15 protein-coding genes are annotated in these 13,676 nt (G+C 72.9%); 9 read left to right on the top strand and 6 right to left on the bottom strand.

The features are described from left to right. The first annotated feature begins 25 nt into the window (after positions 1–25). Positions 26–1,213, top strand: a complete 1,188-nt coding sequence (locus CCO04_RS06100; RefSeq protein WP_308281143.1) for a site-specific DNA-methyltransferase — start codon at positions 26–28, stop codon at positions 1,211–1,213. On the opposite strand, the gene CCO04_RS06095 is transcribed toward CCO04_RS06100, so the two are convergent. Beyond that, positions 1,206–2,669 carry a wax ester/triacylglycerol synthase family O-acyltransferase gene (locus CCO04_RS06095; RefSeq protein ID WP_215813229.1) on the bottom strand — a complete coding sequence of 488 codons (1,464 nt, stop codon included), beginning with the start codon at positions 2,667–2,669 and terminating at the stop codon, positions 1,206–1,208. The genes CCO04_RS06100 and CCO04_RS06095 overlap by 8 nt on opposite strands. A gap of 108 nt (positions 2,670–2,777) precedes the next feature. On the opposite strand from CCO04_RS06095, the gene CCO04_RS06090 reads away from it, so the two are divergent. Continuing rightward, complete coding sequence (locus tag CCO04_RS06090; RefSeq protein ID WP_215813228.1) at positions 2,778–4,289, top strand: FG-GAP-like repeat-containing protein; 1,512 nt, start codon at positions 2,778–2,780, stop codon at positions 4,287–4,289. Positions 4,290–4,299: 10 nt separating this feature from the next. On the opposite strand, the gene CCO04_RS06085 is transcribed toward CCO04_RS06090, so the two are convergent. The 4 genes from CCO04_RS06085 to CCO04_RS06070 all read right to left on the bottom strand — a co-directional run bounded on the left by CCO04_RS06085 (position 4,300) and on the right by CCO04_RS06070 (position 8,037). After that, positions 4,300–4,953, bottom strand: coding sequence for a hypothetical protein (locus tag CCO04_RS06085; RefSeq protein ID WP_215813227.1), 654 nt, complete (start codon positions 4,951–4,953; stop codon positions 4,300–4,302). Between the two features lie 31 nt (positions 4,954–4,984). Next, the gene (locus CCO04_RS06080; RefSeq protein ID WP_215813226.1) at positions 4,985–6,112 is read right to left on the bottom strand and encodes a glutamate--cysteine ligase; all 1,128 of its coding nucleotides are present in this window, start codon (positions 6,110–6,112) and stop codon (positions 4,985–4,987) included. 29 nt (positions 6,113–6,141) lie between these two features. Then, a complete protein-coding gene (locus CCO04_RS06075; protein ID WP_215813225.1) occupies positions 6,142–7,326 on the bottom strand; it encodes an ATP-binding protein in 1,185 nt (394 codons plus the stop codon). Between the two features lie 69 nt (positions 7,327–7,395). Continuing rightward, on the bottom strand, positions 7,396–8,037 hold the full coding sequence (locus tag CCO04_RS06070; protein ID WP_215813224.1) for a maleylpyruvate isomerase family mycothiol-dependent enzyme: 642 nt from the start codon (positions 8,035–8,037) through the stop codon (positions 7,396–7,398). Between the two features lie 63 nt (positions 8,038–8,100). Here CCO04_RS06070 and CCO04_RS06065 point away from each other — a divergent pair, with 63 nt between their 5' ends. The 6 genes from CCO04_RS06065 to CCO04_RS06040 all read left to right on the top strand — a co-directional run bounded on the left by CCO04_RS06065 (position 8,101) and on the right by CCO04_RS06040 (position 12,158). After that, a complete protein-coding gene (locus CCO04_RS06065; RefSeq protein WP_252372830.1) occupies positions 8,101–8,532 on the top strand; it encodes a MarR family winged helix-turn-helix transcriptional regulator in 432 nt (143 codons plus the stop codon). 210 nt (positions 8,533–8,742) lie between these two features. After that, the gene (locus tag CCO04_RS06060; RefSeq protein WP_215813223.1) at positions 8,743–9,357 is read left to right on the top strand and encodes a 50S ribosomal protein L25/general stress protein Ctc; all 615 of its coding nucleotides are present in this window, start codon (positions 8,743–8,745) and stop codon (positions 9,355–9,357) included. A 116-nt stretch (positions 9,358–9,473) separates the two neighbouring features. Continuing rightward, positions 9,474–10,067, top strand: coding sequence for an aminoacyl-tRNA hydrolase (gene pth / locus CCO04_RS06055; RefSeq protein WP_215813222.1), 594 nt, complete (start codon positions 9,474–9,476; stop codon positions 10,065–10,067). Positions 10,068–10,110: 43 nt separating this feature from the next. Continuing rightward, entirely contained in the window at positions 10,111–10,902 is a 792-nt protein-coding gene (locus CCO04_RS06050; protein ID WP_308220358.1) for a 3'(2'),5'-bisphosphate nucleotidase CysQ, read from the top strand. Positions 10,903–10,918: 16 nt separating this feature from the next. After that, positions 10,919–11,734, top strand: a complete 816-nt coding sequence (locus CCO04_RS06045; RefSeq protein ID WP_215813221.1) for a hypothetical protein — start codon at positions 10,919–10,921, stop codon at positions 11,732–11,734. 4 nt (positions 11,735–11,738) lie between these two features. Next, a complete protein-coding gene (locus tag CCO04_RS06040) occupies positions 11,739–12,158 on the top strand; it encodes a VOC family protein (protein WP_215813220.1) in 420 nt (139 codons plus the stop codon). Between the two features lie 76 nt (positions 12,159–12,234). Here the strand turns inward: CCO04_RS06040 and CCO04_RS06035 are convergent, their stop codons facing one another. Beyond that, positions 12,235–12,867 carry an alpha-ketoglutarate-dependent dioxygenase AlkB gene (locus CCO04_RS06035; RefSeq protein WP_215813219.1) on the bottom strand — a complete coding sequence of 211 codons (633 nt, stop codon included), beginning with the start codon at positions 12,865–12,867 and terminating at the stop codon, positions 12,235–12,237. Between the two features lie 102 nt (positions 12,868–12,969). On the opposite strand from CCO04_RS06035, the gene CCO04_RS06030 reads away from it, so the two are divergent. Beyond that, positions 12,970–13,665 carry a GntR family transcriptional regulator gene (locus CCO04_RS06030; protein ID WP_215813218.1) on the top strand — a complete coding sequence of 232 codons (696 nt, stop codon included), beginning with the start codon at positions 12,970–12,972 and terminating at the stop codon, positions 13,663–13,665. Positions 13,666–13,676: the final 11 nt, after the last annotated feature.

Here is a 13,676-nt window from a genome sequence, read left to right as displayed (position 1 = left end):
CCGCCGAGCCTGTCACGATGGCCCGGTGGGCGCCGAGCCGGGAGCACCGTGGAACACCTTCGCCGAGGGCGACAACCTCGACGTGCTCGCGACGCTGCCCGACGAGTCGTACGACCTGATCTACCTCGATCCGCCCTACAACACCGGCAACGGCTTCGTGTACCACGACGACTTCAAGGGCAAGCGAGGCGCGGGCGCGGCCGGGCGGCACGCGTCCTGGCTGGCCTACCTGCGGCCGCGGATCGAGGCCGGGCACCGGGTGCTCGCCGAGACCGGCGCGATCTTCGTCAGCATCGACGACCACGAGGCGGCGTACCTGCGGCTGCTGCTCGACGAGGTGTTCGGCGAGGCCAACTTCCTGGCCCAGGTCGTGGTCAACCTCAACGCCAAGGGCCGCCAGCTCGGCAAGGGGTTCGCGACGGCGCACGAGTACGTCCTCGTCTACGCCAAGAACGCGCGGCGGTGCGTGCTCGACGCGTCGTCGCCGCACACGGTGGTCGAGGGGGACTTCCCGCTCGCGACCGACGACGGGCGCCGCTACCGGCGGCTGCCGCTGCGCAACACCAACAAGAAGTTCAACCCGCTCAGCTCGCCGACGCTGCACTTCGCGCTCTGGGGCGACCCGGAGACCGGGCAGGTCGCGGCCGACCCGTTCGCGGGCGCGGTCGAGATCAAGCCCGTCTTCGGCGACGGTACGCCGGCCGTGTGGCGCTGGTCGCGACCGCTGATCGAGGAGCGGCCCGAGGACCTCGAGTGCCGGGTCGTGCGGGGCGTGCGCGGTGACCGGGTCGACGTCTACCAGCGCGACTGGCGCCATCCCGTCGGCGGGCGGCGCAAGAAGCTGCGCACCATCTGGCTCGCCGAGGAGATCGGCTCCACCGACACCGCGGTCGCCGAGCTCAAGGACCTGGTGGGTCACGTCTTCGAGTCGCCCAAGCCGACGGGCCTGCTGCTGCGGGTGCTCGGCACGATGCCGTCCGACGCCCGGGTGCTCGACTACTTCGCGGGCTCGGGCACCACGGGGCACGCCGTGGCGCTGGCCAATGCGGCCGACGGGGGACGGCGTACGTGCCTGTCGGTGAACTCCGCCGAGCCCACCCGGGTCGGCTCCAACGCCGAGCGGGCGGGCTACGCGACCGTCGCTGCGGTGACCCGGGCGCGGCTCCGGGCGGTGGCGGCGACGGTCGGCGGGGGCTACGCCGAGCTCAGCTGACGCCGGCCGCCTTCTCGAGCGCGGCGAGCTCGTCGTCCAGGAAGGTCAGCAGTCGCTGGAGGTGCGGCACGGTGCGGCGGCAGCCGGTCAGGCCGAAGCCCATGTTGCCGGCGTACGACGTGCAGGTGATGTTGAGCGCCATGCCGTTGATCGGGATGGAGACGGGGTAGTTGCCGACCAGCTGGGCGCCGTTCCAGTAGTGCGGGACGCGCGGCCCGGGCACGTTGCTGATGATCAGGTTGTAGGGCGGGCGCACGATGCCCTGCATCTTGAGCATCGGTACGACGATCGAGGGCGCCATGCCGATCGCGCTCATCGCGACGATCTGGGTGGGCGTCATCGACGAGAGCGCCTCCTTGCCGTCCTTCATCGACGCGGCGATGGTGCGCAGCCGGTCGGCCGGGTCGGCCTTGTCGGTGGCGAGGCGGACCATGACCGAGCCGATCGCGTTGCCGCCGTCGGCCGACGGCGTCCCGGCCTGGCGGCCCTTGAGGCCGACCGGGACCATCGAGACCATCGACTGGTCGGGAAGCGCGTCGAGCTCGGTGAGGTAGGTGCGCATCGCGCCGCTGCACATGGCGAGCACGACGTCGTTGATCGTCGTCCCGCTGGCCTTGCCGACGCCGCGGATCCGCTCGATCGGCCAGTCCTGCGCGGCGAACCGGCGGGCGCCGGTGATCGACTGGTTGAAGATCGTGCGCGGCGCGGCGAGGGAGACCGCCGAGGTCTCGTTCTTGAGGCCCTTGCGCAGCGTGCGGATCAGCGCGAGCGGCATGCCGGCGGCGTCGGCGCTGACGCTGAGCGCCGTACGGACGGCGTCGCCGGGCAGGTCCGCGAGGGTGCGGGCCGCGGTGGTCGCCGCGTCGACGGCGGCGGCCGGGAGCGACTCGGGTCCCTCGGGCTCGGGACGCCGGCGCCGGGCGGCGCCCTCGGCGAAGGGCGCGGGCATGTGGCGCCGGTCGGCGTCGGAGGACAGCACGCTCGCCATCAGCCGCATCGCCGAGATGCCGTCGACGAGCGCGTGGTGGAGCTTGGTGTACATGGCGACCCGGCCGTCGGCGAGCCCCTCGATGACGTGGGTCTCCCACAGCGGCCGCTCCCAGGCGAGCCGGGTGGAGTGCAGCCGGCCGACCAGCTCGAGCAGCTCGCGGACCCGGCCCGGCTGGGGGAGCGCGCTGTGTCGGACGTGGTGCTCGATGTCGAACTGCTCGTCCTCGCGCCACACGAGCGTCCCGCCCGTCTTGACCGACCGGTAGGGGTGCTTGAGGAAGAGCGGGGAGACCTGCGCGGTGTCGCGCATCGACTCGAACATCTGGCGCACGTAGTCGGGCCCCGCGCCGGCCGGCGGCTCGAAGAGCTGCAGGCCGCCCACGTGCATCGGCATGTTGCGGTTCTCCGCCAGGAGGAACGCGGTGGCGGTCGGGTCGATCGGGCGGAAGCCGGGCACGGAGACCATGCGAGAGCCCCTTTCGTTGCAGGTCCGGCGATCCTCGCGCGTCGTGACCGCGGTCACAAGGAGCAGGGCCGGGGTATGTTCACCGCGTCTCCCGAAAGGATCTCGGCCTTGAGTGACTACACCACGCCTCCCGGGTGGTATCCGGACGGCGACGGCTGGGAACGTCGCTGGGACGGGACCGGCTGGACCGCCGACCGGCGCCGGATGGCGGAACCGCCCACCCCGACGCAGGTACGGCCGGTCGTCGCACCGACCCCGCCGCCCGCGCCGCCGCCCGCGCCGGCCCCTGCCCCGCAGCCTGCCCCGGCCCCGCCGCAGCCGACGCCGAGCTACGGCCAGGTCCCGCCGGCCTGGTCGTCGCCCCCGGCCGCACCGATGCCGGCCGCTCCGACGCCGGCCGCGCCGCCGCGCCGCCGTACGGCACTCTGGGCGGCGCTGGCCGTGGTCCTGGTGCTGCTGGTCGGCTCGGGCGTCACGCTCGCCGTCCTGCAGCCCTGGTCCGGCGACTCCGCCGGCGGCACGGACGGCAAGGACGGCAAGGACGGCAAGGGCGGCACCGACGACCCGGCCGCGGCCGGGATCCAGGGCGACCTCGACGGCAACGGCTTCGGCGACGTGGTCTACCTGGTCCACCTCGACTACAGCCACGTGCAGCGGGTGACCGCGAGCAGCAACGGCAAGGTGTTCACGACGACGTCGGCCTCGGTCGAGCCCTACGCCGAGCCGACGACCCTGCACGTCGACTGGGACGGCGACGGGGTCGAGGAGGAGCTGCGCTGGGCGTTCGTCGAGTCCGGCAACCAGCTGACGCTCAGCTCGGGCGACCCGGACTTCCCCGGCGAGCAGCGGTTCACGCTCGACCTGTCCTCGCTCAAGAAGTACGGCGTCAAGATCCAGGTCCAGGCCGGCGACTTCGACGGTGACGGTCACGCCGACCTCGCGGTCGCGGGACCCGACGACAAGGCGGTCGACATCTCCGTGCTGCGCGGCGACGGCTCCGGCACGTTCGCCGATCCCGAGCGCTGGCTGGCTCTGCCCAACGCCACCATCGACAGCACGACCATCCGGGCCGGCGACTTCGACGACGACGGCCGGACCGACCTGTGGACCGAGCTTCCGGCCGAGCAGCTGAGCGATGCCGACTACTCCGGCTACTACGCCGGCGACCGCGGCTACGCGATGCTCCGCTCGACCGGCAAGGCCTTCGAGCCGGGCGCGGTCAGCAAGGTGAGCATCTACGAGGACGCCTTCCTGGTCGGCGACGTCACCGGCGACGGGACGACCAGCCTGGTCGGCGTCAGCGCCAACACCGCCAAGGAGCAGCTCGTCGTCACCGTGTACGACCTCGCGTCGGGCCGCCCCCAGCCCGTCACGTCGTTCACCGGCACGAGCACCATCGGCAACCGCGCGCTCCAGGGCGCGACCCTCAGCGATGTCGACGGCGACGGCAAGGCCGATGTGGTGTTCGTGGTCAAGGCCTACAAGGAGAAGGCGTTCACCGGCGTCCAGGTGATGCTCTCGACCGGCTCGGCGTTCGACTCCGCACTGGTGTGGGCCGAGACGCCGCCGTGCGCGGACGACAGCTGCCGGGTCGTCTTCCCCGACACCCGCCGGTACTAGCGAGCGCCCGTCACCTGCGCTCCGGCACCGAGGTCGCTCGGAGCACCCTCGACAACGACATCGATCGGGTCGAGTGGTCGTAGTTGACGGCTCCGTCGTTGCCGAGGTTGAAGGAGACCCCGCGCTGCCCCAGGTCCGGCACGTCGGAGATCCGGCGGAACCTGTCGGAGATCAGGACGGGCACGTCGGCGAACATGCTCGCGATGGCCTTCCTCCCCGACGCAGAGATCCGGCAGTCGGCGTCGACGACCGACTCCAGCTCGACCTGGAACAGGACGACGCCCGCTGCCCTCAACAGGCCGAGGTAGTCGGCTCGATCCGTCAACGAGAGGTCGTCGGCGAGCAGGAAGAACCCGTTCGCCACCTTGGGAACGTCGATCTCCTCGAGGAGCTCCGTCTGCCGGTGCACGTCCGCGGTCTTCTCCGGATCCACTGCGGTGAACTCGAAGTAGTCCGGCCGCAGGTCTCGCACCGTCTGGTGGACCGCCTCCGTCGTGACCGGTCCGGACGGGGCCAGGGCGACCGAGAGCAACGCCTCGGACGCCGACCTGATGGCCGGCACGGCACTGGTGGCGACCGCTCGATCGTGCTCGGTGCCACTGCCGACGTAGACGCCCAGCACATCGACGTGCCGCAGTCTCTGCGCCTCCGCCGCGGAGACCACCTGGTTCACCTTGATCACGTCGACCCTCGTCCTAGAGCCCCGCGCGCAGCTCGGTCACCACCGAGTCGACGACGGCGACCAGGTCGCCGCCGGTGCGCTCGGCGACCGCCCGCTGCCGCACGTACGACGGCCCGCGCTGCGCGACGTCGAGCACCGAGGCGAGCTCGCGCTCGCAGCCCAGCCGGGCCGCGGTAGGCATGAGGAGCGGGACCAGGTCGGCGAGGTCGTCGGTGACCAGCCGCTCGTTGGACGCGCCGTCGAGGATGACGATCGCGTCGACGCCGTAGCGCGCGGAGCGCCACTTGTTCTCCTGCACGTGCCAGGGCGGCATCGTGGTCAGCGTCTCGCCGGCCGCGACCCGCCCGTCGAGCCAGATCACGAGGCAGTGCATGAGGGCGACGAGCGCCTCCATGTCGGCGAGGGTGGAGACGCCGTCGCAGATCCGGTTCTCCAAGGTGCCGTGCTTGGTCGCGGGCCGCAGGTCCCAGCGGATCTCGCTCAGCTCGTCGATGACGCCGGTGGTCATCTGGTCGTGCGCGAACTGCTCGAACTCCTCCCAGCGCTCGAACTGGAACGGCAGCCCCGCGGTCGGCAGCTGCTGGAACATCAGCGCCCGGTTGGACGCGTAGCCGGTGTCCATCCCCATCCAGATCGGCGAGGACGCGGAGAGCGCCTGCAGGTGGGGGTAGTAGGTGAGCAGGCCGTTGAGGACCGGCAGCACCCGGCTCTTCTCCGGCAGCCCCACGTGCACGTGCACGCCCCAGATGAGCATCTGCCGGCCCCACCACTGGGTGCGGTTGATCAGCTCGGCGTACCGGTGGCCCTCGGTGAGCTGCTGCCCGGTCCACGACGCGAACGGGTGGGTGCCGGCGCCGTACAGGTCGAGGTCGAGGGCGTCGGCCGCGGCGGTGACGTGCTGGAGGGTCTCGCGCAGGTCGGCCATCGCGTGGCCGACGGTGTCGCACACGCCGGTGACCACCTCGACGGTGTTCTTGAGCAGCTCCTTGTGGAGCTTGCCCGGGTCGGGCATCCGCGGCTTGGCCCGGGCGAACAGGTGTGCGGCCTCGTTGCGGAGGTCACGGCTGCGCCGGTCGACCAGTGCGAACTCCCACTCCACCCCGATCGTCGGCTCCGGTGAGCCGTGGAAGTCGATGCGCACGGGACTCAGCCTAGGGGGAGCAAGGACGCTCAGGCGTCGTCGAGGCCGCGGACGAAGGCGCCGAATCCCGGGAGCGTGAACCGCACCAGGCCGTGGCCCACCGGCTCGATGACGCCCTTCTCGATGAGCCGCTCCCGCGGGGCGCTGATCGAGCGGGAGTCGCGGTCCATCCCGGCCGCGATCGCGACCCGGGTGACGTTGTCAAGGCCGGTCGCGGCCATGGCGGCCAGGAACGCCTGCTCGGTCGGCGTCGCCGCGCCCCAGCGGGCCCGGTGCATCGCGGCCAGCTGCTGCTGGGCGGCGGGCAGGCCACGTCGTACGTCGGGCAGGCCGAGCTTGCCGCCGCGGCGCGGCCGGGCGGCGTCCCAGGTGCTGCTGCCGATGAGCTGGAGCAGGTACGGGTGCCCGCGGGCCTCGTCGACGACGGCGGTGAGCGCGCCCTCGGTCCAGCCCACGCCGGCCGCGGCCGCGGGGGCGGTGAGCACGGCCCGGGCGTCGGCACTGTTGAGGACGTCGAGTGGCACGAACGCGCTGCGCTCGCCGAAGGTCGCCGCGCGGGTCAGCGCCTCGGGGGTCACGGGGAGTCCGGCGGAGACGACGGCGAGCGGGTTGTGCTCGCGGTCGCCGTCGAGGTTCTGCAGGGTGTTGAGCAGGATCGACATGTCGTCGGGGAGCGCGACGTGCAGCTCGTCGACCAGCAGGAGGAGCCCGGCACCGCCGCGGCGCCGGACGAGGGCGGCGGCGTCGTGGAGCAGCGTGCCGAGCGCGCTGATGGGGGCCAGGCCCAGGGTGTCGTCCGGCTTCTCGCCGGGCGGGGAGGCGACCTCGGCCGCCACCTTGGCGCCGGGCAGGCCGACCTCGACGGAGACCCGCTCGAGGCGCTTGCGCCAGGCCCCTCCGGCACCGCCGCGGGGGAGCACCTCGGCGCGCTCCAGTGCGGTGCGCAGGCCGCTCACCAGCTCGGGCAGCACGGGCCGCTCGCGGCTGCACGCGACCCAGGCCGTCACGAAGCCCAGCTCCTCGGCGCGGCGCTGCGCCGTGCGCAGCAGCGAGGTCTTGCCGATGCCGCGGGGCGCGTGGAAGACGAGCAGGGGGCCGCCGAGCTCGCCGAAGGTGAGGACCCGGGCGAGCTGGTCCTCGATGCGGTGCAGCTCCGCGGCGCGTCCGGCGAAGACCCGCGGCACCTGGCCGGGGGTGTAGGGGTTGGCTGTCATCTGCGCTCCCGAGGATCGATACCCGCCGATACTTCAAGAAAGTATCAACAAGTATCCGCCGGCGCAGGGCTACGCGCGAGGGCGCGGCGGGACGAGCGCCAGCCCGTCTCCCTCGACGAGGTCCGGGTCGGGGGCGCGGCCCGAGGCGAGCATGAGCAGCTCCTGCACCGGGCCGCGGACGACGGGGCCGGAGCCGCGCGCCCAGTCGAGGTCGGTGGCGACCAGCCGGATGCTGCGCACGAGTCGGCCGGTGCCCATGAGCGGCGCGAGCCGTCGTACCCGGTCGGTGGCGACGGCCGCGGCCTCGGGCGCCATCGTGTGCCGCAGCCCGAGCGGGCGGACGATGTCCTGGTGGTGCAGCAGCGCGTCGATGAGCGGCTCGACCGAGGTCGTCGTCGGCACGTGGTGCCGGCTCGTGGCGTGGCGCTCGAAGTCGGCGAGGATGCTCTCCCGGGTCTCGCGGGCGCCGAGCCGCTTCACCTCGCGGAAGATCATCGTGTTGTAGCCGCGCCCGGCGTTGCGCGCCAGCATCCCGGGCATCTGGCGCCAGCCGATCCGGGCCGTGGAGATGACGTGCGCGGCGACGTCGTGGACCGTCCAGCCCGGGCAGAGGGTGGTGTGCGACCACGCGTCCGGGTCGAGGCCCGCGAGGGTCGTGGCGAGCGCGGCGCGCTCGGCATGGATGTGGGCCCACGTCTGCGACCGGTCCATGGCGACTCCCTTCCCTGATATCGTCAGTCTTCCTGACTAGTTCGTCAAGACCCGAGGAGCGCGATGGACCGCCCGCACCCGGCCCTGCTCATGTTCATCGGCGCCCGGTACGTCGAGCAGCGGGTCGCCGAGGCCGTCGCGGCGGCGGGCTACGACGACCTGACCCCGGCGATGGCGCGCGTGGCGGCCCGGCTCGGCGAGGACGGCATCCGGCTCACCGCGCTCGCCGCGCAGGCGCGGATCACCAAGCAGAGCGCCGGCGTGCTGGTCGAGCAGCTGGAGCGCGCGGCGTACGTCGTCCGGGTCCCGGACCCGGGTGACGCCCGCGCCCGGCTGGTGCTGATCGCGCCGCGCGGGCGCGCCGTCCAGCGGCTCGCGCGCGAGGTCGAGGCCGCCGTCGAGCGGGAGTGGACCGCGCACCTGGGCGCGGAGCGGATGGCGGCCCTGCGCGACGCCCTGGAGGCGCTGCGCGAGATCACCGATCCCTACGCCTGACCTGCGGATTTCGCGGGCCTTGCCGCCGTTGGGTAACCTTCTCCGGTTGCCTCGGCGAGGGAGCTCCCGCTTCTGTGACTCCGTGATCGACTGGGCCGGTTCGTCTTGTACGACGCCGCGCGCCCCAGCCGATCACCGGGTGAGGGAAGCGCGGCGTTCTTCGTCTCCGGGCAGCACCCGCCACGTCGACGTACGAACCAGGAGATTCCGATGAGCACCGAGAAGATCAAGGCCGAGGTCCGCACCGAGTTCGGCAAGGGCGCCGCCCGCCGCATCCGTCGCGACAACAAGGTTCCCGCGGTCGTCTACGGCCACGGCAACGAGCCGATCCACCTGACCCTCCCGGGCCACGACACGATGATGGCGCTCAAGCACGGTGGCGCCAACGCGCTCCTCGAGCTCGACATCGACGGCACCGCGCAGCTCGCCCTGACCAAGCAGGTCCAGGTCGACCCGGTCCGCCGCGTCCTCGAGCACGTCGACTTCGTCGCCGTCGTCCGTGGCGAGAAGGTCACCGTCGACGTCCCCGTCCACGTCGTGGGCGACGCCGCCAGCGGCACCCTGGTCGTCACCGAGAACGCCACGGTCCAGGTCGAGGCCGAGGCCACCCACATCCCCGAGCAGTTCGAGATCAACATCGAGGGCGCCGAGGCCGGCACCCAGTTCCTCGCCGGCCAGATCGAGCTTCCCTCGGGCACCACCCTGCTCACCGACGCCGAGACCCTGGTCGTCAACGTCACCGAGCAGCAGGCCGCCGAGCCCGAGCCCGAGGCCGCTGAGGGCGACGCCGCCCCGGCCGAGGCCGCCGAGGCTGCCGGCGAGTGACCTTCGGCCGGCTCAGGTGGTTCCTGGGCCGACTGATCTCCCCGGTGCGGTCCGCCGCACCGGGGAGCTCCGCATTTCCCACCCCCCTGCCCACCGACGAGACCGGGAGCGAGACCGTGGCGGACGCTGACGTGTGGCTGGTCGTCGGCCTCGGGAACCCCGGGCCGTCGTACGCGGGGCACCGGCACAACATCGGCTACCAGGTGGTCGACGAGCTCGCCCGCCGGATGGGCAGCGGCTTCCGCGCCCACAAGACCGGCCGCGCCGACGTGGTCGAGGGCCGCCTGGCCGCCCCCGGCGCCGCCGCCCCTCGCGTCGTCCTCGCCAAGTCGCGCTCCTACATGAACGAGTCCGGCGGCCCGGTCAAGGCGCTCGCCACGTTCTACAAGGTCCCGCCCGAGCGGATCATCGCGATCCACGACGAGCTCGACATCGACTTCGGCACGCTCCGGATCAAGCTCGGCGGCGGCGACAACGGCCACAACGGCCTCAAGTCCATGCGCTCCTCGCTCGGCACGGGCGACTTCTACCGGATCCGGGCCGGCATCGGCCGCCCGCCGGGACGCCAGGACGTCGCCGACTTCGTGCTATCCAACTACTCGACCACCGAGCGCAAGGAGCTGCCGTTCCAGGTCGACAGCGCCGCGGACGCGGTCGAGACGCTCATCGCCGAGGGTCTGGAGAAGACCCAGCAGACGTTCAACCGGTGACGGCCGCGCTCCGGGTTCGCGCCGGATCGCTACGCTGGCGACCGTGACTTCCGTGCCCGGTACCCCCGCTCCCGACGTCGTCGCCGACGACCACCTCTTCGCCGCCTGGCTGGCCGAGGCCGCCGGGCGCCGCCTGCTCGAGGTGCGCACCGAGGGGCTCGAGGGCAAGGAGCTCAAGGACGCCGGCGACCGGGCCGCGCACGTGCTGCTCATGGAGCTGCTGGCCGCGCACCGGCCCGACGACGCGGTCCTGTCCGAGGAGGCGCTCGAGAGCGCCGACGACAAGGACGCCCGGCTGAGCGCCGCCAAGGTCTGGATCATCGACCCGCTCGACGGCACCCGCGAGTTCTCCGAGCCGCCGCGGGACGACTGGGCGGTCCACGTCGCGCTGTGGCAGGACGGCGAGCTGGTCGCCGGAGCCGTCGCGCAGCCGGTGCTGGGCGAGACCTTCACCACCGGTACGCCGCCCGTCGTACCGGCGCGCACGTCGCAGCGCCCGCGCATCGCGGTCTCGCGCACCCGTCCGCCGGCGTTCGTCCAGGCGCTGGCCGCCGAGCTCGACGCCGAGCTGGTCCCGATGGGCTCGGCCGGGGTCAAGATGATGTCGGTCGTGCGCGACGTCGCCGACGCCTACGTGCACGCGGGCGGGCAGTACGAGTGGGACTCTGCGGCCCCCGTGGCCGTGGCCCGCGCGGCCGGCCTGTTCACCTCGCGCGTCGACGGCAGCGAGCTGGTCTACAACCAGGCCGACGTCTACCTGCCCGACGTCATCGTGTGCCGCCCCGAGCTCTCCGAGCAGATCCTCGCCTTCATCAAGGCCAACGGCACCGACTGACGAATCGTGCGACCCCATGGCTGAGGCAGAACCCCAGGAGGCTTCGCAGGCCCCCGAGCGCAGGACGCGGATCGACTGGCCCGCGACCTTCGCGGGGGCCGGCGCGGCGGTGACCGTCGCCGTGCTGCTCTCCACCCTCGGCGCGGCCGGCACCCTGATCGGCGCCGCCCTGGGCAGTGTCATCGCCACGGTCAGCTCCGCGCTCTACAAGCAGGGCATCGAGTCGAGCCGGCGGCGGATGGCCGACGTCCAGGCCGCCGCGCTCCAGCGGGTCAACCTGGCCGACCAGAACGTACGCCGCGCCTCGCGCCGCTCCGACCCCGAGGCCGCCGAGCGCGAGCTCGACCGCGCCCACCACCACCTCGACGCCGCCAGCAGCGACCTCGAGGAGGCCGAGCCCAGCCGCTGGGCCCAGCTGCCGTGGAAGAAGATGGCGCTCCTCGCCGCGCTCGTCTTCGTGATCGCGATCGTGGTGATCAGCCTGGTCGAGCTGATCGCCGGCAAGAGCGTCTCGACGATCACCGGCGGCACCGACGGCTCCGACCGGACCTCGCTCACCGGGATCTTCGGCGACAAGAACGGCGGCGGCAACGACCGCGACCGCCCGCGGCCCGACCCGGACCCGACGCCGACCGGTCCCACCGACGCGCCGTCCACCGGTCCGACCGACCCCACCACGGGGCCGACCGACCCGACGACGGGGCCGACCGACCCGACCGACGTACCGACCACCGGGCCCACCGACCCGGGGACGACGCCCACCGAGCCCCCTCCGGGCACGCCGACGCCCACCCCGAGCCCGACACCGACCGGGGCGCCCGCCGTACCCTGACGGGATGACGTCGTTCCTCTCGCACCTCACCGTCGACTGCGCGAACGCCTATGACCTCTCGGAGTGGTGGAAGCCGGTCCTCGGCTACACCGACGTGCCCGGCGATCCCAACGAGCCGGGCCACGAGGAGTGCATGATCGTCGACCCCGACACCGGCCAGCAGGTGCTCTTCATCGAGGTCCCGGACCGCAAGAGCACCAAGAACCGGCTCCACCTCGACCTGCGTCCGCGCCCCGGCTCCGGCGGCCGCGACGACGAGCTCGAGCGCCTCCTCGACCACGGCGCGACCCAGGTCGCCGACCACCGCGGGATCTACGGTCCCGGCTCGGGGTGGGTCGTGCTGGCGGACCCGGAGGGCAACGAGTTCTGCATCCTGCGCTCGCAGGAGGAGATCGACGAGCAGACCCGGGCCACTCAGGGCTAGCGCGGCAGCGCGGCGGGAGGCGCCGAGGGCAGCTTGCTGCCGGGACCTGCGCCGGAGACGCGCTCGCCCCGACAGGTCAGAAGACGTTGAGCGGCCGGAACTGCACCGAGACGCGCGGTCCGGCCGCCGCCACCTTGGGCACCGCGTGCTCCCAGGTGCGCTGGCACGCCCCGCCCATGACGACCAGGTCGCCGTGGCCCATCTCGACCGCGAACGCCTCGTCGCGCCGCTCCGGGTCGCGGGGGCGCAGGTGGAGGCGGCGGGGGTCGCCGAGGGAGACGATGGCGACCATCGTGTCGTGGGTGGAGCCGCGGCCGATGGTGTCGCCGTGCCAGGCGACGCTGTCGCGCCCGTCGCGGTAGTAGCAGCAGCCGGCCGTGCGGAAGGGCTCGCCCAGCTCGGGCAGGTAGTGCGCGCTGAGGCGCTCGCGGGCGGCGCTCAGCGCGGGGTGGGGGAGCTCGTCGCCGATCATGTAGGTGAACACCAGGCGGGGTACGTCGACCACGCGGTCGTACATCGTGCGCCGCTCGGCGCGCCAGGGCACCTCGGTGACCAGGGTCGCGAAGACGTCATCGGCGTCGGGGAGCCAGTTGCGGGCGACGTCGACCCAGGCGCCGGCGCTGAGCGAGCGGCGCTCGGGGGCGAGCTCGGACGCCGGGACGGCCGTGGTGGCCGGGTCGAACAGGCTGGTCTGGAAGTCGACCGTCATGGGTTCGAGGGTACCCCAGGATTCGAACAGGTGTTCGCACCGCGGCAAAGTTTCCGCGATTCTCCGGACGCCCTCGCGCGTCCTCTCTAGCCTTTCGCCACGATGAGCCGCTCACTCAAGCACGTCGCGATCCGCGAGTACGTGCGCAACCTGGTCGATGGGAGCGCGCCCGGCACGGCCGCGCCGTCCGAGCGCGACCTCGTCGACCGGTTCGGCGTGGCGCGGATGACGGTGCGTCAGGCGCTGGACGCGTTGGTCGGTGAGGGGGTGCTGGAGCGCTTCCCCGGTCGGGGGACGTTCGTCGCCACCCCCCGGCGTACGGCGAGCGGGGTGACGAGCTTCAGCGAGGAGATGGCGCGCCGCGGCATCGTCGCCGAGTCCCGCACCCTCGCCGCGGACCAGCTGCCCGCGGGGGAGAACCTCGCCCGGGCGCTGCAGGTCCAGGCCGGCGTCCCGGTCGTGCACTGGCGCCGGCTGCGGATGACCGACGGTCGCCCGGTCTGCCTCTCCGACGCCTACCTCGACCGGACCCGCGTGCCGGGGCTGCTGGAGTGCCTCCCCACCAGCCTGTACGACGACCTGGCCGCTCGCGGCCTGCGTCCCAGCTGGGCCGAGGACATGCTCGCCGCGGCCACCGCGACGCCCGAGGAGGCGGCCCTGCTGGAGATCCCGTCCGGCTCGGCGGTGCTGCGCCACCACCGGCGGGCCCTGGCCGGCGATGCGGTGGTCGAGGTGTCGCGGACGGTCTACCGCGGGGACGCGTACACGCTCAGCGTCCAGCTCTGCGCCACCCGCTGAGCGAGGCGAAG

Source organism: Pimelobacter sp. 30-1, from assembly GCF_018831735.1.
Lineage (GTDB): Bacteria > Actinomycetota > Actinomycetes > Propionibacteriales > Nocardioidaceae > Nocardioides.
The sequence above is the reverse complement of the archived record's forward strand: the minus strand, read 5'-3'. Positions and strand labels throughout refer to the sequence as shown.